Source organism: Methylacidiphilum kamchatkense Kam1, assembly GCF_007475525.1.
Lineage (GTDB): Bacteria > Verrucomicrobiota > Verrucomicrobiia > Methylacidiphilales > Methylacidiphilaceae > Methylacidiphilum > Methylacidiphilum kamchatkense.
In genome coordinates this window covers 164,056-189,112 of the sequence record NZ_CP037899.1, presented here as the reverse complement: position 1 = coordinate 189,112, position 25,057 = coordinate 164,056, and the positions used below count along the sequence as shown (strand labels likewise).

Genomic DNA, 25,057 nt, shown 5'->3' with positions numbered 1-25,057 from the left:
AATAGCAAGGAAAAAAGTTTAAACCTAATAGGATATAGTACGCATGCTTCTTCAAGTAGAAGACCTTCATGTCCATTTCTTAACCCAGTCCGGTGAAATCCCTGCCCTGCGTGGTGTAAGTTTTTCGATAGATAAGGCAGAGTCGGTTGCTATAGTCGGGGAAAGTGGAAGTGGTAAATCGGTGACCGCACTGTCTTTGACAAAACTTTTGGAGAGTCCCCCTGCTATATACAAAAAAGGGAAAATTCTTTATGAGGGAGTAGACCTATTGGCATTGTCGCAAAAAGAATTGCGAAAGTATCGTGGCGGAGAAATCGCTTATGTTTTTCAAGAACCCTCAACCTCTTTGAATCCAGTCTATTCAATTGGTTTTCAACTTTTGGAGGCTATTGAACTACACCAACCTCATCTCAAAGACAAGAAGTCCGTTGGCTTAGAGGTACTGGAAAAGGTAGGGATCGTTGATAGTCAAAGGGTCTGGAAAAGCTATCCACATGAACTGAGTGGGGGCATGCAGCAAAGAGTGATGATCGCCATGGCCCTGTTATGTAAACCAAAGCTTCTTGTTGCTGATGAGCCCACTACAGCCCTAGATGTCACCATCCAAGCGCAGATACTAGAACTTTTCGCTAAAATTCAGAAGGATCTGGCCATGTCTGTGTTGTTGATTACCCATAATTTTGGTATCGTCAAAGGCTTTTCGGATCGAGTGGTGGTGATGTTCAGAGGACAAGTCGTAGAAGAAGGACCAACTGAAAAAGTAATTTATTCCCCCTCCCATCCCTATACCAAGGCTTTGATTGATTGTGTCCCAAGACTTGGAGAAAAAGGGAAAAGATTGCGTGCGATCGATTATTCGTTAATAGAATCTTCCCTGAATTTATGACTGGACCTACTGCTTCCTCTCCGCTGTTGAGCGTTAATGCACTTAAAGTCTATTTCCCAATTCGAAAAAGCCTATTCGGCCGTTCGAAAGAATGGGTTAAGGCTGTGGACGATGTTACCTTTACAATTCAAGAAGGACAAACCGTTGGACTCGTCGGTGAAAGCGGCAGCGGAAAAACGACTATAGGCAGAACGATCGTCAGGCTGCAAGACCCAACGGCAGGTTCCATTCTTTATGAAGGTAAGCCAATTCACAATTTAAGCCAGAAGCAATTCCGCCCATATAGAAAAAAAATACAGATGATTTTCCAGGATCCCCATAACTCTTTGAACCCTCGGCTCACTATTGAATCAATTTTAAGAGAACCACTAGATATTCACTTTCCAGGCATGGAGAAAAAACAGAAAAAAGAAAAAATTGTTGAGCTTCTTGAAAAAGTCGGACTCAGCGCTGAGCATCTGTATCGATATCCTCATGAATTTAGCGGCGGACAACGGCAGCGGATCGGCATAGCCCGAGCCTTAGCCGTTGGACCAAAACTAATAGTATGTGATGAACCTGTAAGTGCACTGGATGTGTCGGTGCAGGCACAGATCATTAATCTGTTAATGGATCTACAGCAGGAATTTAACCTTTCCTATCTTTTCATTTCACATGATTTGGCTGTGGTTGAATACCTCAGCGATTATGTGCTAGTGCTGAATAAAGGGAGGATTGTGGAAGAGGGAACGCCAGAAGAAATTTATAAAAATCCAAAAGATGAGTATACAAAAAAACTCATTGCCTCCATTCCTTCCATCTAGCGACATTCTATGTGGATCGATTCGACTATTTTAGCTTCTTTTCAACGATCTTTAACAGACATTCATCGCGTTTATACATCAGAATGGGGATGGATCGAAAGGTATGGGGAAGACTATGTAGTGGTTTTAAACGAAGAACAAAGACAAGAAGAGCTGGTTGAATCGCTCTTTTGTTGGAGCCGATCCAATGGATTATCCTGTAAAAGGGTATTTCTAAAAAAGCGTTTTAAAAAAGAAGGCCCTGGCTCTGAGGGGCTTATACAACTCTATGGAGAACAGACTCTTCCTTTACAAACTATTTGTCAAGAAAATGGGCTTGCTTACTCGATCCGATTTCATGGAGGTAGTTCTCCTGGCTTATTCATAGATCAAAGACAAAATCGGGTATTTTTAAGAAAGAGGAAAATCGGCAGGCTTTTAAATCTATTTGCTTTCAGCTGTTCCTTTGGACTGTGTGCAGCTATTGCTGGAGGGCAAAGTTGGAATGTGGATCTTTCAGCTAAATTTTTAGAATGGGGCAAAGAAAATTACAGGCTCAATGGAGTGGATCCCACTAAGCACACATTTTTGGCTATGGATGCCAGAGAATCTTTGAAGCTCCTCCACAAAAAACATATTGGATTTGATCATATCATTATTGATCCCCCCACTTTTTCCTGTGGTAGGCATGGCAAGCATTTTTCTTTTCCTAGAGATTTTGAAGAAATGCTTGATCAGGTATTAGATCTCTGTTCAGAGGAAGTAACAACCCTTTTTCTTTCTACCAACTACAGAAAGTGGGAAACAAAGGTGCTTTTTTTAAAAGCTCAAAAAGTAGCAGCTAAAAAAAACCTAAAGCTTTCGTTGCTTCACGGTCCGTTCCCTTTACCAGATATCCCTTTGAGTGAGCTGCCAGCCTGTTGCTGGATAGAAGTAAGGCGCTAGGCAAAGACTTTAGGAAGTTGCTTCGCTTTAAGAAGAAACCACAAAAGAAAATTTTACTTTTTTATCTTTATCAATCCGCACCCCTTCCATTTTAAGGAGTTTTTCTTTCATTGACTTTCCGCCCAAGCTATAATGGCCAATCAGGCCATTTTTTCTAATTACGCGATGACAGGGAATCAGCAGAGGCATAGGATTTCTGGCTAGGGCTGATCCAACAGCCCTAACAGCAAGAGGATGCCCTATTTCTTCTGCAAGTTGACTGTAGGTTTTTACTGAGCCTTTGGGAATTGTTTTTACCCGTTCCAATACCATTTTGTAAAAGGGAGAAAGCCCTTGAAGCAAAAGTTCTCCTTCAAAAATATCCCCGTTTAGTAGACTCTTGGACAGAAGTCTAAAAAGCATGGGCGATTGCCTTTGGCTTTCTAGAATCCATTTAGATAAGTGAGGAGTGCTTGGGTTGACAGGTTGGAGTCTTGCAGGTAGACCTTCGATTAGAATTATCCTCACAGGCCCAATAACACTTTCAAGAAAGATATGCTTTTCGAGTCGATTTTGTGTCGAAGTCATGGGGTCCATATCTCTTCTATATTCCAGACTAATGGCCCGATGCGGGGAATTTTTACATTCCGCCACCGGTTTTTCAATCCGACATAAGTATTGGGAGTTACCAGATAGATATACGGCTGCTCCTCACTCATAATTTCTTGGACTTTAAACCAGCATTGAATCCGCTTAGCCTCATCCAATGTAGTTAATTGTTCGACCATAAGCCTGTCTATTTCTGCTTCCCATGGAGTGGCAGGCTGTGGTTGATTAGGATACCACTGATGCAGTCTCCCTTTACTCATGAACACGGACATGCCATCGGCAGGGTCTCCTCCTCCCGTTAGTCCAAGCAAACAGGCTTCATAGTCGTAACTGTCACTAATTTTGGTTACGAGCGTGCCAAAGTCGATGAATTGCAGGAGCACTTCAATGCCTATCTGTTTTAAATTTTCTTTAAAGACGGTAGCCATGGCAGTGCGGATTGGATTTTCTTGATTGGTAAGAAGCGTAAAAGAAACTGGATGGTTTTCCTGATCAACAAGTCTGCCAGTGGCATCCCGGCGGAATCCTGCCTGTTCCAGAAGCTGCAAAGCAAGACTAGGGTTATAGGGGTACTTTTTAACATTCGGGTTATACCATTTTACATTAGCAGGGGTTTCAGGGCCCCAAAGCGGGGTCCCCCTGCCAAAAAGCACGCCATTAATAATCCCCTCCCTATCAATGGCATAAGAAATTGCTTGTCGGAAGAGTTTATTTTGAAACCACTTAAGCTTGTAAGGAATGACATAAGGAACATTGTTTTTGTTTTTACCAGGGTTCTGATTAAACCAAAGAAAGGAAGAAGCGGTAGAGGGACCTCTATCGTAAATGGTATAGTGATAAATCTTTTCTCCTTTTTGAACCCATGCCACGTTGTCTGGGCTGATGCCTTCGATGTCTGTTTGACCTGACGCAAAAGCAATCAAGCTGGCGTTAGCATCCTTGACGAATTTGACGATTAAATAATCGATATAAGGTAGCCGGATATCCCCATCGGCTTTTTTCCAGTATCTGGGATTAGCTTCTAGAACGATTCGTTCTCCAGGATTGTACGAAAGAATCAAAAAAGGGCCGCTGGTAACAATTGACTTAGGATCTTTTTTGGCTGTGCTGATGTTCCATTGGTTTTGTAAAGATCCATCCTTGAAATAGGGTTCGAGGATGTGTTTGGGCATCAAGGGAAAGCCTGACATGTAGCGTAAGAAAGGAGCGAAGATTTCAGGGGTTTGGATCTGAATGGTTTGATCATCGATCTTTTCTACTTTAAAAGGTTTTCCGTTGACAGAAAGATCATAGGCATTCCGGTTAGGGAATCGGGGATCGTAAATACAGGCAAAGCTAAAGAGCACATCATCAGCAGTCAGCGGCACCCCATCACTCCAAGTAAGTCCTTTTCGGAGTCGAAAGCGAAAAGTTTTATTGTCTGGAGCTATCTCCCACTGCTTTGCCAGCCCTGCAATCACATGATCTTCTATTGGATCATAGGAGAGCAGACTATCAAACATCAGATTAAGGAACGAAGCAGAAGTGGCATCTTCTGAGACCAGCCAATTAAAAGTAGAAGGCTCTGCGGCACTCGTTTCTATGAATATGCCTCCTGGTTTTCCTTTAGGCATGGAAGACGTTTCCATTTCCTCAAAGAAAGGATATGCTGGTCGCTGCGCCTTTTGGATATTTTTTTGCCGGTTACATCCTCCGGCTAGTAAAGAGAAAAACAAAAGAAAGAAAAGAAGCCACAACAGGGCTAGAGCATCCCTTTTCTCCCCTTTTTTTATTGTGTTAGACCGATGAAAGAAAAAAAAAGTTTTATAGGAACAAAAGCATTGGTGGCATCGCACGGAGTTAAAAGGTATCATCTTATTGAAAAAAACAAAATTGAACAAAAACGCAACAGAACAATCTTGCAAAAAGGACACTTTAGATCTTTTTATAAGAGAGGTGGAATCAAAAGGAGTTGATCGTTGTGATAATGCAAAGGACTATACGCGAACCGGTGAGCGTGGAAGGACTATCTCTACATACAGGGAATCCAGTCAGAATTGTCATTAAGCCAGCGGACGCTGACAGTGGCTATGTATTTAAAAGGGTTGATCTTCCCGATGAGCCTACCGTGCAGGTATCAGTTGATAATGTCAAGCAAACGGAACGAGCGACGACAATAGGAGAAGGAAACGTTAAGGTTCATACTGTTGAACATGTTTTAGCTGCTTTAAGAGGCTGTGGGGTGGATAATGCTCTCATTGAACTGAATGCCAATGAGCCACCGATTGGAGATGGCAGTGGCATGTTCCTGGTCAATGAAATCTTAAAAGTTGGAACGGTCGAACAGGACAAACCGGTTTCTTTTTTTGAGCTAAGGGAACCAGTGTGGGTGGAAGGAGAGGATGGAGCTTACATTGCCGCCTGGCCTGATCAGAATTTCTCGATTAGTTGTACCCACGTCAGTCACACAGGACTTTTTACACAGTATTTTAGCTGGAAGTACGATATCAAAAGTTTTGTGACGGATATTGCCCCCGCCCGAACTTTCGTCTTTTATGAGGAATTGGTTCCCCTTATCGAAAAAGGGTTGATTAAAGGAGGTAGTCTTGATAATGCGATTGTCATTAGGGGGGGAACAATTTACAGTCAACAGCCTTTGCGGTTTGAAAACGAGTTTGTCAGACACAAAATTTTTGACATGATTGGCGACTTTGCTCTCTTTCCCAAGAGATTGAAAGCCAGAATTGTGGCCGCTCGGCCTAGTCATTTTCTGAATGTCAAATTCATCAGAGAAATACAGAAAGCCTATAAGAATTATCTTTCCCATTTGATGCCCTTGAAAATATACCCGTAGGGGAAGGAGCATTAGATATCAATGAGGTAATGAAGATTCTCCCGCATCGCTATCCATTTTTAATGTTGGATCGCGTGCTCGGTTTTCAGGATGATGTCAAAGCCATAGGTCAGAAAGCGGTGACGATGAACGAAGCCTACTTTCAAGGCCATTTCCCTGGTCATCCTATTATGCCAGGGGTGCTCCAGATTGAAGCAATGGCTCAGCTGGCCAGTATCCTTCTGTTGAGAAAAGCAGGGAATGCGGGCAAACTCGGTTACTTTATGAGCGCGGACAAGGTGAAGTTTCGAAAGCCGGTGATGCCAGGCGATACGCTGATCATCGAGGTGGAAATGACTAAGGCAAGAGGAAAGATTGGAAAAGCTTTTGGAAAATGCTACGTCAACAAGGAGACGGTTTGCGAAGGAGAGCTTCTCTTTGCTCTGGTTGATGGTTAAGCCTACTGGTCGGAAGCGGTGGATCGTATGATAGAAAACACAATGAACTGGTAATGCAGACCTCTATTCATCCCACGGCGGTTGTAAGTTCAAAGGCGCAGATTGGCGCTGGAGTCGAAATAGGTCCCTATGCCTATATTGGGGAAGGTGTCCAGATTGGAGACTATTGCATCATTCATCCGCATGCCGTTCTTAAAGGACAGATTGAAATTGGCCCGGAAAACGAATTTTATTCTTTTTGTGTGATTGGTGAAAAATCCCAGGATTTAAAATATCAAGGAGAGCCTACCTATCTTAAAATCGGCACAAATAACGTTTTTAGGGAATTTTCTACCGTGCATCGTTCTACCTTTAAGGGACAAACGACTGAAATTGGTTCTTATAACCATTTTTTGGCTTATACTCATATTGCTCACGATTGTCGAATAGGAGACTGGTGTGTGTTTTCTAACAATGCCACACTGGCTGGACATGTTGTGGTCGAAGACCATGTCACGATAGGCGGTCTTTCGGCCGTACATCAGTTTTGTCGGATTGGGAAATTCTCGATGATTGGCGGCTGCACGAAGGTTGTTCAAGATGTGATCCCATTTTCTCTAGTTGATGGCAATCCTGCTAAGCTCCGTTCCCTCAACCTCGTCGGTTTGAAAAGAAATCATTTTTCAGAAGAACAGATTAAAAGCCTCAAGTTTGCCTTAAAACTGCTTCTGGATGGGGGATTAAACATTTCCCAGGCTTTAGAAGAATTAGAGAAAGTCACTGAAAAAACTCAAGAGCTTATGGCCATCATCCGTTTTATCAAGGATTCTGAACGAGGCGTTATTCGCTAGCGGCTTGATTCCATACAATCGTCTTGAGGCAAATACGAACTTGAAACTTTTTGGTTTCACTCCTTGTTTATTTCTAAAAGGAGGTTTTTTAATGATCAGTTTAGATGAAATCAAAGTGCCCCTGGACGTCCCTCAATCCAAAAGAGATAATTACAAGCGGATTTTTTTTGAGATCACCCAAGGATCCGGACGCCTGATGCTTATGGCTGGGGATCAGAAGGTGGAGCATTTGAACGACGATTTTTACGGACCTGGCATTTCTCCTGAAGATGCTGATCCTGAGCATTTGTTTAAAATTGCAAGCAAAGCACGGATTGGAGCCTTTGCTACACAGCTTGGGCTTATTGCGCGCTATGGAATGGATTATCCGCATATACGATATGTCGTCAAACTCAACAGTAAGACGCACCTAGTCAAAACAGCACAGAGAGACCCTCTAAGCCTTCTTTGGCTTTCCTTTGAACAGCTCGATTATTTTTTGGAAACCAAGTCAGTACCTATTGTCGGCGTGGGCTATACGATCTATCCAGGCAGCGAATTCGAAGCACAGATGCTTAGGGAAGCTGCGCAGCTTGTATTTGAAGCCCATCAGCGTGGACTAATAGCTATTATATGGGCATATCCTCGAGGGAAAGCAGTAAGCAACGAAACTGACCCACATCTTGTAGCGGGAGCTGCTGGACTGGGCGCATGCCTTGGAGCGGATTTCGTGAAGGTAAATCCGCCTTCAGTAAAAGAAGGGGATCCCAACCTAGCACTCAAAGAAGCGGTAGCAGCCGCTGGTAGAACAAGGGTTATCTGCGCCGGCGGGAAAGAAACGGCCGTCAAGGATTTCCTAAGCAGACTACATGGCCAGATCCATATCGGTGGTACTTATGGGAATGCCACTGGAAGGAATATTCATCAAAAACCCCTGAGCGAAGCGGTCGCTTTTTGTAATGCCATTGCTGCTATTACTTTTGATGGAGTCTCCGTGGAGGAAGCTTTCGCTATATACAAAGAATCGTAAGGGAAAAAGATGCCTCTTTTAGCTTCATCTAGTTTTTTCCCGGTTTGCAAGCAATCGCCCATGGGACTAAATTAACCACCTGAAAGGAATTTCTAGCTATTTAGAAGCTATCTTCCATGATGGGCGGTGGAGTCTGCTCGCCTCTGGACTCTGTTTCAGTACAGGCATTTTGCAGTCAGGTGAAAAACCAACTTTGGCCTAGCTAAACGAGTTTCTCAAAGTCATTCTGTAAGCTAAATTCACCGGCTCCCCCAAACCGCTCAGTAGGTGTTCTGAGCATTGGACGCAGCGGTACAGTCAGCCCGTAAACATCACAAGACAGGGAACTAAAAAAAAGTCCGCAATGGTCTTCTCAACAACTAGCCTCTCAGATGCCTTGTGCCATATAGGGATGGCACAGAGAGGAGTGGCCAGAGGCCAACGTTGTCTAGCTTCAACTGCAAGCTAACGCATCACATTGGAAAACGAGGAAGGCTCCTTTCGACAAGAGCCTACAGCTTGCGAGATGTGGAAAGAAGCCCATCTCCATTAGGGGATAAAGGAGAGTCACTCTGGGGGGAAATCTTTTCTTTTTCTCCAAATACTAGCCCAATGCAGAAGGTTGTTAGGGCTCCAATACATATTCTCCAAGGGAAAGCAATATGAGGTATAGGAAAGGGCATAAAAGAACCATGCGCATTAGTTTTTGAATCACCTCCAAACAGAGGGCCACTTAGAACCAATACGGCAAGAAAACCTGCAGCCATGGCGTAGGCATTTTTTTTGTCGCTGCCTCTTGTTCTAGTCAGTATCCCCAAAAGAAAAACACCAAGTAGTGGTCCATAAGTAAAGCCAATGATCCCAAGAATAATCGGTAATATCCTTGCTTCAGGTGAGTAGACGACATACATCGCTGTACCAATCCCAATAAGGGAAGTGAGAAAAGCAAAAAAAATGGTGGCAGCCCGCAGGATCGAAACCTTTTTTTTCTCATCGGTGATGACATTCATAGGGGGATGCATCCAATCCTGACAAAAAGAGGTGGCCAACGCATTTAAAGCCGCACTTAATGAACCTGTAGCCGTGGCGAAAATCGCAGCTATGACAATGCCCCGAATGCCAGAAGGGAGCTGAGTGATGATGAAATAGGGGAATATTTCGTTTGGATTTGCTGGCAGACCAGAATCGGCATGCGTCGAGTAGAAAAAAGATAACAAAAGGCCAATGGAAAGGAAAAGAAAACCGATCGGTATATCAGCAAATCCTGAAAGGATCAAGGAAAGCCTACTTTTCTGGTAATCTTTTGCCGTGAGCAATCGCTGGACGATGTCTTGATCGGTCCCATGCGTGGCCATGGTAGTAAAAGTCGAGCCGATCAAAGCCGACCATATGGTATAATCAATTGCCAGAATCACAAGCAAGTTTTCCAGGAGCCCTTTTGATGGGATAATGCCCATAGTAATCCAGGGTCGATCGATGAGTTTATGGAAAAGTGTGGGCAAGGGATAAACAAAAGAGAGTTTTTCTATCAGAATCCAGAAAGCAACAATACCGCCTAGAAGCATCACGGAAGCCTGGATCAGATCCGTCCAGATGACCGCTTTGATTCCCCAAGGGTGGTATAAATAGCCGTAAAAGTACTGATCAGAACAATGGAAAAGAAGTAGAGGGTCACTTCCTGCAATGGACTAAGAGATTTCTGGAAGAGTATTTGCGTGCCAACTACTAGAATGATTGCCGCTACATAGAGTCGGGTCCCCATGGCAAGAACCCGAGTCAAAAGAAAAATTGCAGAGGCAATCTTTTGGGTAAGTGGCCCAAAGCGAAGTTCTAAAAATTGGTAGATAGAATGAACCTTCAGTTGAAAGAAAGGCTTGATAAAAAAAAAGCGATTATCAGTCTGGCTAGGATGGTTCCTAGAGCAAGTTGTAAATAAGTGTAGTTTTGAAGGACGTAGCCTTCAGCAGGTGTTCCTAAGAAAGCCCCAGCGCTTGTTTCTGCAGCAATAATCGATCCTAGGATCGACCACCAGGGCATTTTTCTACCTCCAAGAGTGAGATCATCGTATTTTTTCTCTTGTCCATCCTTGCTGCTGAAAAGACCGATCCAAAAAATAAGGGAAAGGAAAAAAACGATGACTAGCCCATCAAGCCATAAGGATGTAGACATTAGCTCGTTTTCCGTTTTTCTTTGAAGTTCAAAGTGTCGAAAATAGACAGTGACATGAAACAGAATCAACGAACAAAAATCAGATTTGCAACAATTACTTACTTATTCTTCTTTTAACATCCCCTTGAATGGCTTCCCACCATTTATCCAAAAAGTTCTGAGCCTGTTCTTTGGCTTGCTGTAATCTGTTAGTAACTGGAAAGTGGGTAAACAAATAAAACTTTATTTTCGGTTCTGTTCCTGATGCTCGAACCACCAGCTTGTTGTTATTTTCAAAGAGAAAATGCAACATGATTTCCTTTGGAATGAGATCTCCTTCGCTATCATAATGGTCTTCCAGACCAAAATCGTCAAAGGATAGAAGTTTTTGACCAAGAAATTCCCTTGGAGGTTCATTTCTATAAGATTGCAGGATGGTGCCTATGTAGCCCGACTCCTCAGCCCCTTCAAAAGTTAAAGTCCCTAGTTTTTCAGCAAAATAGCCAAAACTATTGTAAATAGAGTCTAGATATTCTAAGAGATTCATCGATTGAAGGGCCGCCCATCCAGCTACTTCGACAAGTTCCAATGCCGCGCTGTTAGCATCCTTGTCCCTTACATAATCCCCACAGGAAGTCCCATAACTTTCTTCTCCTCCGCAGATAAAATATGTTCCTCTTTGGAGTTGCACAGCTCTTCTTTCTTCAAAAGGATGCGAGTCGTAATCCACAAGACCAGATTGCATCTCATATTTTAACAGCTTTGCACCAATATATTTAAAACCGGTGAGCGTTTCTACACACCGAACATGAAAATGCTCGGCAATTTTTTTAATAAGATCAGTCGTTACAAATGATTTAATGATCACAGCTCTGTGCGCATTTTCCGGAGTCAGAATGCCAAGTTCGAAAAGCTTGGAAGTTCTATAATAAGCAAAAATGGCAAAAATCTGGTTCCCAGTTAAATGAACGAATTCTCCATTTCGATTTTTTATTGCTGCTCCCATTCTATCTCCATCGGGATCGGTTCCGATGACAATATCGCTGTTTTCTACTTTTGCTTGTTGGACAGCTAGTGAAAGGGCAGCAGGATCTTCAGGATTAGGAGTCTTTACGGTAGGGAAACTTCCGTCTGGAACCGATTGACTTTGGACAAGGCTATAGTGGATTCCGTGCCTGTCGAAAAGCTTTGGAATGATTTCAATGCCAGTCCCATGCAGAGGAGTATAAACTACTTTTAATTTTTCTTTCGCGCTAGCAAATGCTTTGGGATCAAGGCAAATGGTTTCAACGGCTTTAATATAAGCTCTATCAGCATCTGGTCCTAGAAGAGTCAAACGGCCTTCGGCAGAGGACGTACATAAATCTGGAGAAGATTCAATCTTCTCCACTTCTTTTATGACTGCCGATGCGTGAGGTTCAATGAGTTGGCAGCCATCACGAAAGTAGGCTTTAAAGCCATTGTCATAAGGCGGATTATGGCTTGCCGTAATCATAATCCCACCATGCGCCTTCAACCATCTGACAGTAAAGGAAAGCTGGGGAGTGGATCGTTGAGACTCAAAAAGAAAAGCCTCTACCCCTACCTTTTGTAATTCTCTTGCACAAAGTTCGGAAAAATACCTAGAAAAATGACGAGAATCATGGGAAATGACAATTTTTAATGGTTCACCAGGAAAATTCCTCTTTAGGTAATTAGCTAAACCTAATGCAGCGCTGCGAACATTGCGATCGTTCATGCAGTTAACGCCAACGGCTGGAAATTGAGGAGGGCCATGGACGTCAGCGTTCCCTCGTTCGGCCTGAGTGATAACCCTTCCTATTGTCCTGCCACGAATACCACCGGTCCCAAAAGAAAGCTTTTTATAGAACCGTTCATTGAGCTCTTCCCAGTTGTTGGTCTGTACCAGTTCCTGAATAGATTCCTTTTCAATCGTTGTTAAATTGGTAGTGCTTAGGAAGGCATGAAGATTTTTGAAAGCTTCTTCGAGAAGTTTGTGATCCTTGAAGGCCGCTTCGATGGCATTGAGTAAAGAAAAGTTCATATATAGTGTTATCGTAAGAAACTATAAAATTGTTTTGCAAAATATTACGGATGCAATCCCTAAACCTCCTTATGCTCAAAAGCTAAGGACTTAAGGGAAACGGTTCTTAGCTCGAAGTCCAAGGCTAGTCAGCAAGGCAAATGTTCTTCCCCTTTCAACAACAACAACAACAACAACCCTCTAGGAGAAAAACTATCGAAAAGCATATACAAAATTGTAGTTGAAAGTCAACTGCTTTCACATCCCGCATTCGATGACCCTTCTCCTGTCGCCGATTCATTGTAAAACAAAAAAAAATCAGTTGAATCGCTGAGACTTAGAAAAAGACTCAAATCCATGAAAAAATGAAGATATCCCTCCTTAGCATTTGATCTTCTAAACAGGGTGAAAGATTCCTTTCCACAAAATCAAGAACATGGAATACTAGGTCCTGTTTCTCAGATTCTTGGCGTATTGCGATTGTGGTCCTGTGAATTGTCTCATGGACTGGTGAGATTCACTCGTGCAAAACTAGCAGTAGCTCTTCGAGTTAAAGCCTTAGGGAGAGTAGCTCTTTCTGCTGAGCTCCATCGACCCATAAGGACAAGATTTTAAAGGAGTAATTTTTTGGAAGGTTAGAGAACAAATTTATTTTTTATTTTTTTTCACCTATAATTTCAGACAAAAGACTGTGTTTTTCTTCAATAACTATTTTTTCTTTTTTTGTGAGTTTTCCCCAAGTAAAAACAGCGACAACTACCATAAATATAAGCAATACAAGAAAATCGAAGAGACGAAGTATAAATCTACTCATGAATTTCCTTTTTTCTTTGGTCCAAAAGCCTACCTAGGAAAAATTTTTTCAAACCGACTGTTTTATAGCAAGTAGAAACTTCCAACCGAACATTTTTCTATTGAGATACTGAATCGGTTTTTTTTCCTTTGATCTTTTTCTTCCCCGCCTTTACATTAGATACTTTTTAGAAGAAAGCAATCCAATCCGGCAAGTAAAAAAGAAAGCCTTGGATAGATAGAGAGTATCGATCTCCTTGAGACTCTTTTGCAATGAATATAAACCTGGACAACAACTCTGATTTATCTTCCCTCAGAACTTTTTTTAATGAAAATAATTCTTTTGTCATTGTATCACATTGTCGGCCAGATGGAGATGCTTATGGTTCAGCCATCGGGCTTGGGCTGGTACTGAAAAATCTTGGGAAAAAAGTTGATGTGTATATAGAAGAAGGTCTTTTAGAGCATTTTGCCTTTTTGCCTGGAGCCTCAATCCTTAAGACTCCAACAGAAGTTGCTCCCGAACCACAAACTAAAATTATCACTGTGGATTGTTCGAATATCAAAAGACCCGGTCCCTTTTTTGAATCCTGGAATCGGCAAGTCGATCTGAACTTTGACCACCATATCGACAATACTCGATTTGCCACCATCAATGTCGTCGAGCCACAGGCTTCTTCAAGCTGCGAAGTCATCTTTCGGTGTATCGAGAAACTCTCACTCCCCTGTCCAAAAGAAGCCGCCTCTAATTTTTATGTTGGGCTTCTAACCGATACCAATGCCTTTTGTTTCCGCTCTATCCCTCCAGAAACTTTCGAATTAGCTGCAAAACTTATCCGATTGGGTGCTGACCCAGAATTTTTATCAGTCTGCTCTTTTAGAAATTACCCATTGTCTCGCTTTCTTCTATTAAGAGAAGTTCTTAATCAGACTCATTTTGTCGAAGACGCCAAAATAGCCTATTACATTCTTACCGCTGACATGTATCTCAAAACTGGTTCCAATCAAGGAGAAGCAGAAAACTTCCTTTACTATCTGTTAATGGTCAAATCGGTTGTGGTCGCCTTCATGCTTGAAGAGCTATCCCCTAATCTTATCCGTTTAAGCCTGCGTTCCTCAAAAGACTTTGACGTTCGTCGAATCGCTTCAAAGTTTGGAGGGGGTGGACACATACGGGCTGCTGGCGCTCGCATTAAACTGGATCTGGAGCAAGCTAAAAAAACCGTTTTATCAGAGATCAAAGCTTTGCTTGACTAAACAGCTAAAACTACAAGTGTTTAAGGATAGATCACATGGATATTGACGGCGTACTACTGGTGGATAAGCCCAAAGGCTATACCTCCCATGACATGGTTGATTTTGTAAGGAAAAAATTCAACATCAAAAAAGTTGGTCATTGCGGTACTTTAGACCCAATGGCCACAGGGTTGCTTGTGCTTGTTCTTGGAAAGGCGACAAAGATTCAGGATCTGCTGATGTCGGAAGACAAACGGTATGAAGGAGTCCTCCGCCTTGGCCAATCAACAACCACTCAGGATTCCGATGGAAAGATCGTAGAAGAAAAGCCTGTCCCTCCTCTCTCTCTAGAAGAAATCAAGCAGGTCTTTGACCGGTTTGTTGGCGATTTCTATCAAATTCCACCCATGATCTCAGCCATAAAAAGTCACGGAGTCCCACTCTATAAACTAGCTAGAGAGGGAAAAGAGGTGGAAAGAAAACCAAGACTTGTCCATGTTTACTCCTACCAAATAAAAAAATGGGAATCGCCTTTTATCGACTTCGAAGTTTTCTGCGGGAAAGGCTTCTATGTCCGAACCTACTGTCATGACATAGGACAGGCTCTTGGCTGTGGCGGGCATCTCTTTTCCTTGGTTCGGCTTCAATCCGGCAATTTCAAACTGGCTCAAGCCCTTCGCTTTGATGCTCTTCAATCCATGCAGAGTCCCAAAGATTTATTAAACCATGTACTTTCTCTACCAGAAGTTTCCAGAATCCGCAGACAATGAGGGGGATCCATCTTTTCCTCTGGAAAAGAAGAGGAAATTTTCTCCCTGTTTACTCTTAATGAAAATAAGCAAATTGAAAATATTGCTATTGGCGTGTTTGACGGGATTCATCTTGGTCATCAGAAAATATTAAGAAGCTTACTTGCTCTAGGATCGCAAGAGAACAGTCTGGTCATTACTTTTGAACCACATCCTTTGGCAATTATCTCTCCTGAAAGGGTTCCGCCAAAACTCGTTTCTCTACAACAGAAGAAAACCCTTTTTGAGATCTACGGACTCAAACTCATTCTTTTTATCCGCTTTGATCAGCGATTAAGAGAACTGACAGCAGAAGCCTTTTTAATAGAACTAAAAAAAATATTCCCAAGATTAAAAAGAGTCGTGGTGGGAGAGGATTTTCGATTCGGATGGAATGCGGAAGGCAATGTTCGTCTTTTAAGAGAAAGGGGCCACCAATTAGGATTTGAAACCATTGTCGTAGCTCCTCTAGTGTTTCAAGGACAAACCATTTCCAGTACTAAAATAAGGAAAGCCATTGAAAGAAGAGATTTTAGCTTAGCTTCTCAGCTCTTAGGGCGCAGCTATCGGATCGAAGGCATTGTGGGAACCGGTCAGGGAGTAGGCAAAACAATCGGCTTTCCCACAGCCAATTTGCAGCATGTCGTCCAACTGCTCCCGCCTCCTGGGGTTTATGGCTGTCAGGTAGCCTATAATAAAGAGATTTTTATAGGTGTCGTCAACTATGGATGGCGTCCTACTATCCAGGAAGAAGGAAGGCTGAATCTAGAGGTTCATCTGATAGATTTTGAAGGCAACCTTTATGGACAAACGCTTTCCTTATTCAATTTTCATTTTATCAGAGAAGAAAAAAAATTCCTTTCGGTCGAAGAACTCAAGCAGCAGATAGCCACAGATATCGAAAAAACAAAAAGTTTTTTCTATGATCCTATCTGAAGAACCCATAGCATACCTAGGGAATAGCTGACTAAGCTATATCCAAGCGCTTTTGGAATTTGGTTGATGAACGATAAAGAAGAGGAAAAAGCCAACTGTCTTATCTAGCTCATGTCCAATCAGTCATCTTACAATTATTCGTTTTTTCAGGCCGCTATCAGGCTTTCCAAGATCCTCATCCTTTTGTTCTTTTCCCTCTATTTTCTTTTAATAGCCCTGAACAATCTCTTGGATTATGAAACGAACTATACCTACCTTCGGCATGTCTTGCTTATGGATACCATTCCAAAAGCTTCTCATCTCCATTCCCGGGCTTGGAACTCACCCTTTCTCTTTTCTTTAGTCTACAATAGTCTCATTCTATGGGAAAGCCTTTGTGGGACGGTGCTTCTCATAGGAACTTTTTTTCTTTTTAAGAACCTGTTCCAATCACCGATCGCTTTTCAAAAAGCCAAAAGCGTAGGCATTGTCGGGCTTAGTCTTGGGTTGATCCAATGGCTCTATTTTTTCATCCTTGGAGCCGGAGAATGGTTTCAAATGTGGCAAAGTAGCAATTATAATGGCTTACCTCAAGCTTTTAGAATGTCTATTTTAATCCTCGTTTTTCTTCTCTATTACGTACAGGGAGAGCCTGATGCCTAAGAGTCTTTAATTGATAGAGAACCCTCCTATTTTCCTTAGAACAAGAAGGAACAGGAAGACTGTTTGTGTTTTTTTTTTAAAATTTTAAAAAAATTTTTGACAACTGATTCATAAAAGAATATTCGCTAGCCAAAAGTAATTAATTATCTGGCAATGGAGTTTGCCAGCCCGTGTTTTCGAAGTGTTTTGGGCAAACCCCTTTTCTTTTTAGGAAAAGGCGATAACTCCTACTTCAACGAACAGGGCTGCAAACACAATGAGATCGGGAAAAAATGGTAAAAAGATAAAGCAATCCATTCATAAATGTCTTTTCTTTTTGAATAAGCACCAGAAGGCATCAGCTTTTGCCTTATCCATCCAGAAGATCCTTTTCTTGAGCTCTGTTCTCGTTTTTCATAGCTGCTCGGTGGGTCCGGATTATAAACCACCAAAAGTCGATGTCCCCTCTTCCTGGAAGTGGGGAGAAGAAAAAAAGACAGCCAATAAACCGAAAGAGCCCCTTGCTTCGAAAACTGCTAGTCAGTCAAAAAACACCATTGATCCCCAAAGTGTGGACTCCCTAAAAAAAGCGATAGAAGAAGCCAAGAAAAATCCTGGAAAGTGGAAATTAGCAGCACCTAAAGATTTCGTCAAAAAAGGCGAATGGTGGAAGATTTTCAACGATCCAGTACTCAATCAACTGGAGGCTGAAGCGGAAGCGGCTAATCAACAGATTAAAATGGCAATGGCTAATGTCATTGAAGCGCGAGCAGGAGTAGGAGCAGCCTTGAGCGCTTTTTTTCCGCACACCAATTTCACTCCAAGTTATCAGCGCTGGAAACTGAAAACGCATCTGCCTTGGCTTCCCTTTATTCTACCTGAACCTATTTTTTCAACTGTTCCAATAAACGGCCTTCCTGCTGGATCCATCATTGGAACCACTCACTATTATGGATTTCAGCCTACGCTGAATATGTGGCAGGTCTATCTTAATTCAAATTGGGAACTTGATATTTGGGGCAAATTAAGAAGACAACTAGAGGCAGCTAAAGCAGAAGCTCAAGCTTCGCAGGCAGAATTAGAAGGAGCCAGACTAACAATCCATGCCGATGTGGCTCAAGCCTATTACCTATTGAGATATCTAGACAGCCAACTTGAAGTCATGGAAAGAATGATCCGAGTCTATGAAGATAATTTAAAAAGAGTAGAAATCAGATATAAAAGTGGGTTATCCAATGAACTAGATCTAGCAAGAGCAAAAACAGATCTTTCACGGATTAAATCCCAATACATCGCTTTAGAAAGCCATAGAGCAAAAGTGGAAAATTCGATTGCTCGGCTTCTTGGTCAACCCGCCTCCACTTTTCATTTTCCTCGAAAACCACTGAAAGAAGAACCTCCAGAGATTCCCACAAGTCTACCATCGGAAATCCTCGAGCAAAGGCCAGATATTGCTCAAGCTGAAAGGGAAATGGCAGCAACCAATGCTATGATTGGCGTTGCCTACGCCGCCTATTTCCCTTCGGTCAATCTGAATGCGTATTTTGGATTTTTCAATACGGATTTTGGTCAACTCTTTACTTGGCCATCGAACTCCTGGATTTATGGCCCATTAATCGATTTACCTATTTTTGAAGGAGGAAGGCTTTTAGCTAATCTCATGCAGGCTCGAGCCGCTTATGAAAAAGCCGTAGCTTCCTACAGGGAAACTATTCTGTCTGCATTCGAAGAAGTTGAAAATGCACTCATTGGTGTCCGGCTCCTAGAAGAAGAACAAAAGGTTGAAGATGAGCTGGTAGAATCGGCAAGAAAACAATACGACCTTGCAATGGATAGGTTCCAAAGGGGGCTTTCGCATTATATCGAAGTGGATACAACAGAAAGCCTCTGGCTTAATGCTATCCTGACCGATATCGCATTGCGCGGAGAAAGGTTTATTGTGCGCATCGCCCTTATTCGAGCTTTTGGAGGAGGATGGAACGAGTCTTCCATGCGGCCTCCCCAGATCAAAAATTCAGAATCCAACCCTTCAGCAAAGCGTCAAACAAAATAACACATTTTTGTTGAAAAATGTATCATTCTAGGTATAGAAACAACTATTGGGCGATGGGGCTCGCCGTCCGTTAACCGCCATTTCTTTGAGAAGGCTGATAGCTCCTACGATTACCTATTATAGAAGGAGACCACATGGCAAAGAGGCGGCTAACGGCAGACTTCAAGCAAAAAGCTCAACAGAAACTCACTGCTTTCTGTTCTCATTCTAAAGGAACTCCAAACAATCCCTCTTCTTTCCTTTCATCGTCTTGCGAGGGGGTATGAACAAAACTATCAAAACTTTCCTACTCTTTACTCTTTATTTTCTTCTTCAATGCCTCTGTTTTTTTCAATCTGGCTCCTATACAGACATCATTCCATATGCAACGGCGGAACTTGGCCAAAGTCAAAGTCATGGTTCATGGACCAACGGATTTTTTTTCCTAGGACAAAGTTTAGGTCTTCTGATCGCTACGCAAATTAGTCTTCAATACGGTAGGAAAAAAACAGTTTTTTTCTTTTCTTTTCTTCTAGCAGCCAGTTCTTTGTTCTGTGCTTTGTCTCTAAACTTTTACCTTTTTTTGGTTGGACGTACCATCCAAGGGATGTGTTGTGGCATACTCATTCTTGGATCTCAAAGTTTAGTATTCGAACAAAACCCTGATCCATGGCGACTGATTCCTTTGATGCTTGGAGCCGTAGCAAGTGTCTTGCCTTTTACCATTGGTCCAATGATTGGAGGATATGGGAAGGAACTAATAGGCAGAGAAGCAATGAGCTGGAAATATTGGTTTGTACTGAGTGCTGCTTCCCTTTTAATCTTGAGCTTTCTTTTGCATCTCTGCTTAGAGGATACCGAAGAAAGGATAGAAAAAAGACCATGGGACTGGAGGGGACTCATTCTTTTGTCCATCATGCTAGGATCCCTACAAATGATCTTCAATATGGGGGATGACTACGAATGGTTTATTTCACCAATAATCGATTTTCTTTTCTTTTTGGTTGTGGTCAGCTTTGTTTGTTTTATCTATGTGGAAACAGCCACCAAAGAGCCACTGGTAAGGATCGATCTTTTTTTAAGAAAAAACTTTTTGATCGGCTCTTTTTCTCTTGCAGTTGGCTTTCTCCTTTTCTACGGTCTCTGGACAACCCTCCTTGTTCGACTTCAAAATCAAAGTTCGTTTCCTCCCCATTTAGCAGCAATCCTCTTTGTCAGCATGGCTGTCTTTTCTACTCCTATCGTTATATGGTTCCCACGATTCCTTGGGAAAATTTCCTTACGCCTCAGCTCCTTTGTTGTATTTTTCCTGTTGGGCGTCGTCTATTGCTGGATGGGCTATTTTGATTTCTACCAAAAGCGTTGGTTTTGGATGCAGCCCTCTTTTTCATTTCTTCTCCAAGGAATCTCTTTAGGCCTTTTTTTCTTATCTCTAACCAATCTTATTATTTCTGGTCTGTCTCCTAAAAACCAACTGCGGGCTGTGGAACTTTCCAGTAGCCTACGGATACTAGCTCAAGGATGGGCTTCTCCCCTCATCGGCACCCTTATCTATCACCGAATAGTTTATCACAAGATGAGACTGGATGAGTGGTTAGATGGAGGCAATCTCTTCTTGACGGATTTTTTTTTAAGATTTAAAGAGCAAGGTCTGAGCAAAGAAATAGCCATAAGACTGCTCGATCAATCGGCAATCGCTCATGCCTTTGTTTTAAGCCTCAACGATGCATTCCGACTCTGTGGAGTGGGGTTCTTTATTCTCTCTGGAATCATTTTGCTGGCCAAAGAAAAACGGTGAAGGAGGCATAAAAGAAAAAAGAAAGTATGAAAAAAGACTCAGAGCAGAATAATGGGAAAAGGGCCTTTCCTTTTAGAGAAAAAGAACGGCAGAAAGAAAGCAGAAGTCGCTTTGAGCGTCTTTTCCATGTTATGATTCTTTCTTGGCAACGTGATTGGAGGACATGGCAGCTTACTAGAAATACATATGTTCTTCTTTTAGTTTTTCTTTTCTTGCTGGGCGGATGGTGGTTTTTCTTTTCAAGCAACTGGGTGACGACAAACGATGCCTACGTGACAGGCAATGTCATTCCAGTCAAAGCACAAACTTCGGGCAGAGTGGTTGAGGTGCTCGTCGAATCCACACAGTATGTTAATAAAAATCAGGTGCTGGTCCGATTAGACTCCTTAAACCAAAGAGTCGCCTTCGAAGGTGCCAAACAGAATCTAGCAATGGCAGTGCGGAAGGTTGAGGATCTGTTCAATAAGGCCAAATCCCTGAGAAACAAAATAGCCGCTCAAAAAGCCATTTTAGGACGACAGCGGTATGATCTAGGGCTTTATGCGTCAGGAAGCAAAGCTGGAGTAGTTTCTATGCAGGACGCCATTGATGCCCAATGGAAAGTGCAGGAAATAGAATCAACGATTCGTCAGCTCGAAGACGAATTACATTCCACAGAATCCTGGATTCAAAAAACGACCGTCTGGAACAATCCGATTGTGCTCAAAGCAGCCGTAGATTTGAAGAATGCTTATCTAGCCCTTTACAGGTGTCAAATTGTAGCTCCTGTTGCAGGTTATGTCGCTAGAAGATCGGTGCAGGTTGGAGATGAAGTCACACCCGATCGACTGCTGATGAGTATTGTCCCCTTGGACTATTATTGGGTCGTAGCAAATTATAGGGAAACCGAACTAAGAAAAATGAGACCTGGACAACCGGTTAAAATCAGAGCAGACATATACGGGAGGCGCTATCTATATCATGGGGTGGTAGAAGGTTTAGAGCCTGGTTCTGGAACCGTATTTGCACTGCTTCCTCCAGATAATGCCACAGGTAATTATATTCATGTGGTCGAAAGGATTCCTGTCCGAATAAGACTGGATCCCAAAGAATTGATCCATCATCCATTAAGACTGGGCCTATCAGTGGTCACCAAAGTAAATGTCTCCCACAAGGGAAACTCCGTGCTTAAGCCGATCACTGAAATTCCAGCCAATGCCAAAACAAGCGATTATACTTCGACTTATTTTAGCGAAGAACTTTCCGGTGTCGAAGAACTCATCAAAACAATCATTGAAGAAAACCGCTATCCTCAATCCGAACAAAAGGAAAACATCAGTCAGAAACCAGATGCCCCCCTTTCCATAAATCCCTCTAACTGATCGCACTTATTCAAGAGTAACGCAACGCAGATTTCTCCTGCTAATCACCTTCAACATAATGGAGTAGTGGCAAATTCTTTTTTTAAAACGGTAGCAAAAGACCAGTCTTAGTGGTCAATGAAGTTGCCAATGGCGCATGACTATGGTAGATTGAGCTGAAATTCCTAATCCCTCAAAAAGAAAGCTGCTAGATGCATGCCAGGATGCTACTCCTCCACTTGTAGTAGAGTCCTTTAATGCATTGAGAAGCCATCTTTCCAAAGAAGGGGAAGAGAGCAAGACCGCATGGAAGACTAGGAAGGTTTGTTGGTATATTTTTAATAAAAAAAAAAGAAAAAACATGTTTTTAGGCAAAATACTAGTAGGATACGATGGGTCCGAATCATCAAAGAAAGCCTTGTCCTTTGCTTTGCAAATCGCCAAATCCTTCGGTTCAAAAGTAACCATCCTATCGGTTATGCACGCCCCTGAATTTAATCAAGATATGGAGTTTGCTCTAGAAAGAGAGAAAATTGTTTCGGATCTAAAATGGGCGATGGAAAAAGCGGCAGAAGAAAAAGTAGAGCTGGAGGTTAAAACGGAGATGGGAGATCCTGCCGATCGCATCCTAAAGCTGGCTAAGGAAGGGAACTTTGATCTTGTCGTTTTGGGACGAAGAGGGCTTTCTAGAGTTGGCTATTGGCTTACGGGCTCTGTCTCTGAGCGTGTCCTTCGTCATAGCCCCTGCTCCATTCTAATCGTAGAATAAAAAAACCGAGACCTTGACCAAAATAAACCATTTATTTTCTTGAGTTCCCCAAATTCTATTTTATAGTTGTTATCACAAGGATTAGTTATGGAAGATAAAATTTCAATCATTCTTTTTTCTGGTACTGTCGATAAGCTCTTGGCAATGGCAACCCTCGCTTCTGGGGCTGCAGCGATGCAAAAAAAAGTTCAAATTTTTGTGACTTTTTATGGTCTTCTTGCCTTTAGAAAAGACGCGTGGAAAACGAACCGAAGGCTTAGTAAGGATTTTGAGGATTTTGCGACGGAAGCCATGAAAGCCATGGAAGAAAAGAAAGTTCCCAGTTGGCTTGACACCCTCAAGGCAGCGATGGAAATAGGGGATGTGCAGGTGCATGCCTGTGGGCTGACCATGGATCTGCTGGCTATTAAACTTGAAGATTTGGAGTCCGTTGTTAGCGATGTTGTGGGTGTGGGGACGTTTGTTGAAAATGCGTCTGGAGGCCAAGTTCTATTTATCTAGAAGCCAAAAAGGAGAGTGTTATGGAAGGCATTAAAATTACAAAAGAAGTAGACGCGCGTGGGAGTTTTTGTCCGGGACCTCTCATGGAAATGATCCGACTGATTCGCTCAGCACAAGTTGGAGATGTTGTGGCAGTGATTTCTGCAGACGAAGGGACGAAAAAAGATTTACCTGCCTGGATCAAAAAGGCAAAACATGAACTGATAGCGGAAGAGCCAGTTGAAGGCGGTGGCACCCGCTTCATTTGTAGAAAGCTCCATTGAATCCAGCAAATGGAGGATTCATTATGGCTAAGAATATTTTAATATTGGGTGGAGGAACAGGGGGATCTATCGTTGCTAATATTCTTGCAAGATCGTTAAGCCCTCAAGAAGCAAGTATTACCGTCCTTACAGCTTCTCCCCAGCATGTTTATCAACCCTATCAACTCTATATCCCTTTTGGCTATCAAGATCCTCGAAAAATTGCACGCTCGGAAAGATCGCTTCTCCATCGGAGAGTTTCCTTGGTTGTAGATCCAGTTGAAGAGTTGGATGTTAAAAATCAGAAGGTAGTTTGCCGCTCCCGCAAATCTTACCCCTATGACTATCTAGTCATTGCTACTGGCTCTACCGTTGATGAAGAACAAATCCCCGGTTTTAAAGAGGGAGCGGATCATTTTTATACGCCTGAAGCTGCTTTTGTCCTCTATGAAAAACTACAAAATTTCAATGGAGGTACCATTGTTGTGGGTATTGGCGGACTGCCTTATAAATGCCCCGTGGCGCCGGTAGAATTTACGTTTATGCTAGAAGAATTTTTGACGAAAAGGGGAATTCGTCAGCAATCTGAAATTATTTATACTTTCCCTCTTAACGACGTTTTTAATATCAAAACGGCAGCCGATTATATCAAAGCTGACTTCGATAAAAGAAACATCAAAACTGAGCTTTTCTTCAACCTCGCAGAAATTCATCCTGAAAAAAAGATTGCCGAAAGCATCGAAGGCACTGAACTTTCTTACGATCTTCTTGTCATGACTCCTCCTCATAAAGGAGCTCCTTTTCTTAGAGGACATGAAATTGCGGACGCTGATGGATGGGTACAAACTGATAGGCATTCGCTTAAAGTTGCACAATTGGAGAATGTTTGGAGTTTGGGAGATACAACGAATTTACCGGTTAGTAAAGCGGGAAGCACAGCTCATTTTCAAGCTCCCGTTATTGCTAAACAAATCTGTGCGGCAATAAGACAAGAAACGGTAGACTCTGAAAAAGTGAAATATAATGGACATGTCGCTTGTTTTATCGAATCTGGATATGGAAAAGCAACGATGCTTGACTTCGATTACGAGCATCCTCCCCAACCTCCTCCACCAACAGAATTTATCCATTTTCAAAAACTGGCTTTGAACAAGTTCTACTGGTATCTTATTCCCAAGGCGCTTATTTAAAAATTCGTTAGTTGCATCTAACGGGAACCTAAATATTACGGTGATTAGCTTAAGAATAATGGGTCTTTTACTTGCTAAGATTGGCTCTACAGAAGCATTTGGTTGATTTTGTTTTTGCAACACGATCTTCTGAAACCCCTATTCAGTTCGCTTCAAACAGGTACCGTTGATTGCCTATATCTTCTTTCTCTTGCTAAGAGTGATATGCTCTGAGAAAGACTCCTACTTGCTTAAACTAAAGAAGGAAAGCATAAGTTTTAGTTTTCCAAGCTACCTCTGCCTACAGTATCCAATACACTGAAAAACACACACCACTTCGTTCCCTAATTGCCCTTTCAGCATTCCAAGAAAG

26 protein-coding genes and 2 riboswitches are annotated in these 25,057 nt (G+C 42.3%); of the genes, 19 read left to right on the top strand and 7 right to left on the bottom strand.

Annotated features, from left to right (window positions below; translation table 11 throughout):
• Nucleotides 1-43 precede the first annotated feature (43 nt).
• From kam1_RS00890 to kam1_RS00880, 3 genes are read left to right on the top strand one after another with little or no spacing between them, the layout of a single operon-like run.
• Nucleotides 44-886, top strand: a complete 843-nt coding sequence (locus kam1_RS00890; protein WP_052250567.1) for an ABC transporter ATP-binding protein — start codon at nucleotides 44-46, stop codon at nucleotides 884-886.
• A complete protein-coding gene (locus kam1_RS00885; protein ID WP_052250566.1) occupies nucleotides 883-1,689 on the top strand; it encodes an ABC transporter ATP-binding protein in 807 nt (268 codons plus the stop codon). The genes kam1_RS00890 and kam1_RS00885 overlap by 4 nt, the downstream gene beginning before the upstream one ends.
• A 9-nt stretch (nucleotides 1,690-1,698) precedes the next feature.
• Entirely contained in the window at nucleotides 1,699-2,613 is a 915-nt protein-coding gene (locus tag kam1_RS00880) for a class I SAM-dependent methyltransferase (protein ID WP_039722207.1), read from the top strand.
• A gap of 27 nt (nucleotides 2,614-2,640) precedes the next feature.
• Here kam1_RS00880 and kam1_RS00875 read toward each other — a convergent pair whose 3' ends face one another.
• Both kam1_RS00875 and kam1_RS00870 read right to left on the bottom strand, forming a co-directional pair.
• A complete protein-coding gene (locus tag kam1_RS00875) occupies nucleotides 2,641-3,189 on the bottom strand; it encodes a methylated-DNA--[protein]-cysteine S-methyltransferase (protein WP_235277752.1) in 549 nt (182 codons plus the stop codon).
• Complete coding sequence (locus kam1_RS00870; RefSeq protein ID WP_079254300.1) at nucleotides 3,177-4,829, bottom strand: ABC transporter substrate-binding protein; 1,653 nt, start codon at nucleotides 4,827-4,829, stop codon at nucleotides 3,177-3,179. The genes kam1_RS00875 and kam1_RS00870 overlap by 13 nt, the downstream gene beginning before the upstream one ends.
• A 338-nt stretch (nucleotides 4,830-5,167) precedes the next feature.
• On the opposite strand from kam1_RS00870, the gene lpxC reads away from it, so the two are divergent.
• The 4 genes from lpxC (at nucleotide 5,168) to kam1_RS00855 (ending at nucleotide 8,310) form a co-directional block, all read left to right on the top strand.
• Nucleotides 5,168-6,034: a UDP-3-O-acyl-N-acetylglucosamine deacetylase gene (gene lpxC / locus kam1_RS00865; protein WP_244946104.1), complete on the top strand. Its 867-nt coding sequence runs from the start codon at nucleotides 5,168-5,170 to the stop codon at nucleotides 6,032-6,034.
• A 29-nt stretch (nucleotides 6,035-6,063) separates the two neighbouring features.
• Nucleotides 6,064-6,471 carry a 3-hydroxyacyl-ACP dehydratase FabZ gene (fabZ, locus tag kam1_RS10325; RefSeq protein ID WP_244946103.1) on the top strand — a complete coding sequence of 136 codons (408 nt, stop codon included), beginning with the start codon at nucleotides 6,064-6,066 and terminating at the stop codon, nucleotides 6,469-6,471.
• A gap of 53 nt (nucleotides 6,472-6,524) precedes the next feature.
• The gene (gene lpxA, locus kam1_RS00860; protein WP_039722203.1) at nucleotides 6,525-7,301 is read left to right on the top strand and encodes an acyl-ACP--UDP-N-acetylglucosamine O-acyltransferase; all 777 of its coding nucleotides are present in this window, start codon (nucleotides 6,525-6,527) and stop codon (nucleotides 7,299-7,301) included.
• A 91-nt stretch (nucleotides 7,302-7,392) separates the two neighbouring features.
• Entirely contained in the window at nucleotides 7,393-8,310 is a 918-nt protein-coding gene (locus kam1_RS00855; RefSeq protein ID WP_039722234.1) for a beta/alpha barrel domain-containing protein, read from the top strand.
• Between the two features lie 491 nt (nucleotides 8,311-8,801).
• Here the strand turns inward: kam1_RS00855 and kam1_RS10320 are convergent, their stop codons facing one another.
• The 4 genes from kam1_RS10320 to kam1_RS00845 all read right to left on the bottom strand — a co-directional run bounded on the left by kam1_RS10320 (nucleotide 8,802) and on the right by kam1_RS00845 (nucleotide 12,481).
• A complete protein-coding gene (locus tag kam1_RS10320) occupies nucleotides 8,802-9,854 on the bottom strand; it encodes a sodium:solute symporter family transporter (RefSeq protein WP_244946183.1) in 1,053 nt (350 codons plus the stop codon).
• A gap of 14 nt (nucleotides 9,855-9,868) precedes the next feature.
• Nucleotides 9,869-10,069, bottom strand: coding sequence for a hypothetical protein (locus kam1_RS10315; RefSeq protein WP_244946102.1), 201 nt, complete (start codon nucleotides 10,067-10,069; stop codon nucleotides 9,869-9,871).
• Between the two features lie 77 nt (nucleotides 10,070-10,146).
• The gene (locus tag kam1_RS10310) at nucleotides 10,147-10,458 is read right to left on the bottom strand and encodes a hypothetical protein (protein WP_244946101.1); all 312 of its coding nucleotides are present in this window, start codon (nucleotides 10,456-10,458) and stop codon (nucleotides 10,147-10,149) included.
• A 94-nt stretch (nucleotides 10,459-10,552) separates the two neighbouring features.
• Nucleotides 10,553-12,481 carry a phospho-sugar mutase gene (locus tag kam1_RS00845; protein ID WP_039722202.1) on the bottom strand — a complete coding sequence of 643 codons (1,929 nt, stop codon included), beginning with the start codon at nucleotides 12,479-12,481 and terminating at the stop codon, nucleotides 10,553-10,555.
• 384 nt (nucleotides 12,482-12,865) lie between these two features.
• Here kam1_RS00845 and kam1_RS00840 point away from each other — a divergent pair, with 384 nt between their 5' ends.
• Nucleotides 12,866-13,075: a hypothetical protein gene (locus tag kam1_RS00840; protein WP_039722201.1), complete on the top strand. Its 210-nt coding sequence runs from the start codon at nucleotides 12,866-12,868 to the stop codon at nucleotides 13,073-13,075.
• Between the two features lie 40 nt (nucleotides 13,076-13,115).
• On the opposite strand, the gene kam1_RS10095 is transcribed toward kam1_RS00840, so the two are convergent.
• A complete protein-coding gene (locus kam1_RS10095) occupies nucleotides 13,116-13,274 on the bottom strand; it encodes a hypothetical protein (protein WP_172616747.1) in 159 nt (52 codons plus the stop codon).
• A gap of 251 nt (nucleotides 13,275-13,525) precedes the next feature.
• Between kam1_RS10095 and kam1_RS00835 the strand changes: the two genes are divergently transcribed.
• The 11 genes from kam1_RS00835 (at nucleotide 13,526) to kam1_RS00780 (ending at nucleotide 24,705) form a co-directional block, all read left to right on the top strand.
• Complete coding sequence (locus kam1_RS00835) at nucleotides 13,526-14,509, top strand: DHH family phosphoesterase (protein WP_039722200.1); 984 nt, start codon at nucleotides 13,526-13,528, stop codon at nucleotides 14,507-14,509.
• Nucleotides 14,510-14,544: 35 nt separating this feature from the next.
• Nucleotides 14,545-15,258: a tRNA pseudouridine(55) synthase TruB gene (gene truB / locus kam1_RS00830; RefSeq protein ID WP_143958160.1), complete on the top strand. Its 714-nt coding sequence runs from the start codon at nucleotides 14,545-14,547 to the stop codon at nucleotides 15,256-15,258.
• Nucleotides 15,259-15,351: 93 nt separating this feature from the next.
• Nucleotides 15,352-16,212 (top strand): bifunctional riboflavin kinase/FAD synthetase, encoded by an 861-nt coding sequence (locus kam1_RS00825; protein ID WP_244946100.1) that lies wholly within the window; start codon nucleotides 15,352-15,354, stop codon nucleotides 16,210-16,212.
• A gap of 111 nt (nucleotides 16,213-16,323) precedes the next feature.
• Nucleotides 16,324-16,854: a DUF2165 family protein gene (locus kam1_RS00820; RefSeq protein WP_052250564.1), complete on the top strand. Its 531-nt coding sequence runs from the start codon at nucleotides 16,324-16,326 to the stop codon at nucleotides 16,852-16,854.
• A 140-nt stretch (nucleotides 16,855-16,994) separates the two neighbouring features.
• A riboswitch (Fluoride riboswitch) is annotated at nucleotides 16,995-17,091 on the top strand.
• Between the two features lie 136 nt (nucleotides 17,092-17,227).
• Complete coding sequence (locus kam1_RS00815) at nucleotides 17,228-18,886, top strand: efflux transporter outer membrane subunit (RefSeq protein ID WP_235277748.1); 1,659 nt, start codon at nucleotides 17,228-17,230, stop codon at nucleotides 18,884-18,886.
• 40 nt (nucleotides 18,887-18,926) lie between these two features.
• Nucleotides 18,927-19,000: riboswitch (Fluoride riboswitch) on the top strand.
• 148 nt (nucleotides 19,001-19,148) lie between these two features.
• Nucleotides 19,149-20,663, top strand: coding sequence for an MFS transporter (locus kam1_RS00810; protein WP_143958158.1), 1,515 nt, complete (start codon nucleotides 19,149-19,151; stop codon nucleotides 20,661-20,663).
• 26 nt (nucleotides 20,664-20,689) lie between these two features.
• Nucleotides 20,690-22,024 carry an efflux RND transporter periplasmic adaptor subunit gene (locus kam1_RS00805; protein WP_039722195.1) on the top strand — a complete coding sequence of 445 codons (1,335 nt, stop codon included), beginning with the start codon at nucleotides 20,690-20,692 and terminating at the stop codon, nucleotides 22,022-22,024.
• 340 nt (nucleotides 22,025-22,364) lie between these two features.
• Nucleotides 22,365-22,772 carry a universal stress protein gene (locus kam1_RS00795; protein ID WP_039722194.1) on the top strand — a complete coding sequence of 136 codons (408 nt, stop codon included), beginning with the start codon at nucleotides 22,365-22,367 and terminating at the stop codon, nucleotides 22,770-22,772.
• Between the two features lie 87 nt (nucleotides 22,773-22,859).
• Entirely contained in the window at nucleotides 22,860-23,273 is a 414-nt protein-coding gene (locus kam1_RS00790) for a DsrE/DsrF/DrsH-like family protein (protein WP_039722193.1), read from the top strand.
• Nucleotides 23,274-23,293: 20 nt separating this feature from the next.
• A complete protein-coding gene (locus tag kam1_RS00785) occupies nucleotides 23,294-23,536 on the top strand; it encodes a sulfurtransferase TusA family protein (protein WP_039722192.1) in 243 nt (80 codons plus the stop codon).
• Between the two features lie 23 nt (nucleotides 23,537-23,559).
• Nucleotides 23,560-24,705: an NAD(P)/FAD-dependent oxidoreductase gene (locus kam1_RS00780; protein ID WP_039722232.1), complete on the top strand. Its 1,146-nt coding sequence runs from the start codon at nucleotides 23,560-23,562 to the stop codon at nucleotides 24,703-24,705.
• Nucleotides 24,706-25,057 lie beyond the last annotated feature (352 nt).

Bases quoted from the DNA above. Each gene is read 5' to 3' on its own strand.
- kam1_RS00890 (WP_052250567.1), top strand. From the start codon at position 44: ATGCTTCTTCAAGTAGAAGACCTTCATGTCCATTTCTTAACCCAGTCC.
- kam1_RS00885 (WP_052250566.1), top strand. From the start codon at position 883: ATGACTGGACCTACTGCTTCCTCTCCGCTGTTGAGCGTTAATGCACTT.
- kam1_RS00880 (WP_039722207.1), top strand. From the start codon at position 1,699: ATGTGGATCGATTCGACTATTTTAGCTTCTTTTCAACGATCTTTAACA.
- kam1_RS00875 (WP_235277752.1), bottom strand. From the start codon at position 3,189: ATGGACCCCATGACTTCGACACAAAATCGACTCGAAAAGCATATCTTT.
- kam1_RS00870 (WP_079254300.1), bottom strand. From the start codon at position 4,829: ATGGAAACGTCTTCCATGCCTAAAGGAAAACCAGGAGGCATATTCATA.
- lpxC (WP_244946104.1), top strand. From the start codon at position 5,168: ATGCAAAGGACTATACGCGAACCGGTGAGCGTGGAAGGACTATCTCTA.
- fabZ (WP_244946103.1), top strand. From the start codon at position 6,064: ATGAAGATTCTCCCGCATCGCTATCCATTTTTAATGTTGGATCGCGTG.
- lpxA (WP_039722203.1), top strand. From the start codon at position 6,525: ATGCAGACCTCTATTCATCCCACGGCGGTTGTAAGTTCAAAGGCGCAG.
- kam1_RS00855 (WP_039722234.1), top strand. From the start codon at position 7,393: ATGATCAGTTTAGATGAAATCAAAGTGCCCCTGGACGTCCCTCAATCC.
- kam1_RS10320 (WP_244946183.1), bottom strand. From the start codon at position 9,854: ATGCTTCTAGGCGGTATTGTTGCTTTCTGGATTCTGATAGAAAAACTC.
- kam1_RS10310 (WP_244946101.1), bottom strand. From the start codon at position 10,458: ATGTCTACATCCTTATGGCTTGATGGGCTAGTCATCGTTTTTTTCCTT.
- kam1_RS00845 (WP_039722202.1), bottom strand. From the start codon at position 12,481: ATGAACTTTTCTTTACTCAATGCCATCGAAGCGGCCTTCAAGGATCAC.
- kam1_RS10095 (WP_172616747.1), bottom strand. From the start codon at position 13,274: ATGAGTAGATTTATACTTCGTCTCTTCGATTTTCTTGTATTGCTTATA.
- kam1_RS00835 (WP_039722200.1), top strand. From the start codon at position 13,526: ATGAATATAAACCTGGACAACAACTCTGATTTATCTTCCCTCAGAACT.
- truB (WP_143958160.1), top strand. From the start codon at position 14,545: ATGGATATTGACGGCGTACTACTGGTGGATAAGCCCAAAGGCTATACC.
- kam1_RS00820 (WP_052250564.1), top strand. From the start codon at position 16,324: ATGTCCAATCAGTCATCTTACAATTATTCGTTTTTTCAGGCCGCTATC.
- kam1_RS00810 (WP_143958158.1), top strand. From the start codon at position 19,149: ATGAACAAAACTATCAAAACTTTCCTACTCTTTACTCTTTATTTTCTT.
- kam1_RS00805 (WP_039722195.1), top strand. From the start codon at position 20,690: ATGAAAAAAGACTCAGAGCAGAATAATGGGAAAAGGGCCTTTCCTTTT.
- kam1_RS00795 (WP_039722194.1), top strand. From the start codon at position 22,365: ATGTTTTTAGGCAAAATACTAGTAGGATACGATGGGTCCGAATCATCA.
- kam1_RS00790 (WP_039722193.1), top strand. From the start codon at position 22,860: ATGGAAGATAAAATTTCAATCATTCTTTTTTCTGGTACTGTCGATAAG.
- kam1_RS00785 (WP_039722192.1), top strand. From the start codon at position 23,294: ATGGAAGGCATTAAAATTACAAAAGAAGTAGACGCGCGTGGGAGTTTT.
- kam1_RS00780 (WP_039722232.1), top strand. From the start codon at position 23,560: ATGGCTAAGAATATTTTAATATTGGGTGGAGGAACAGGGGGATCTATC.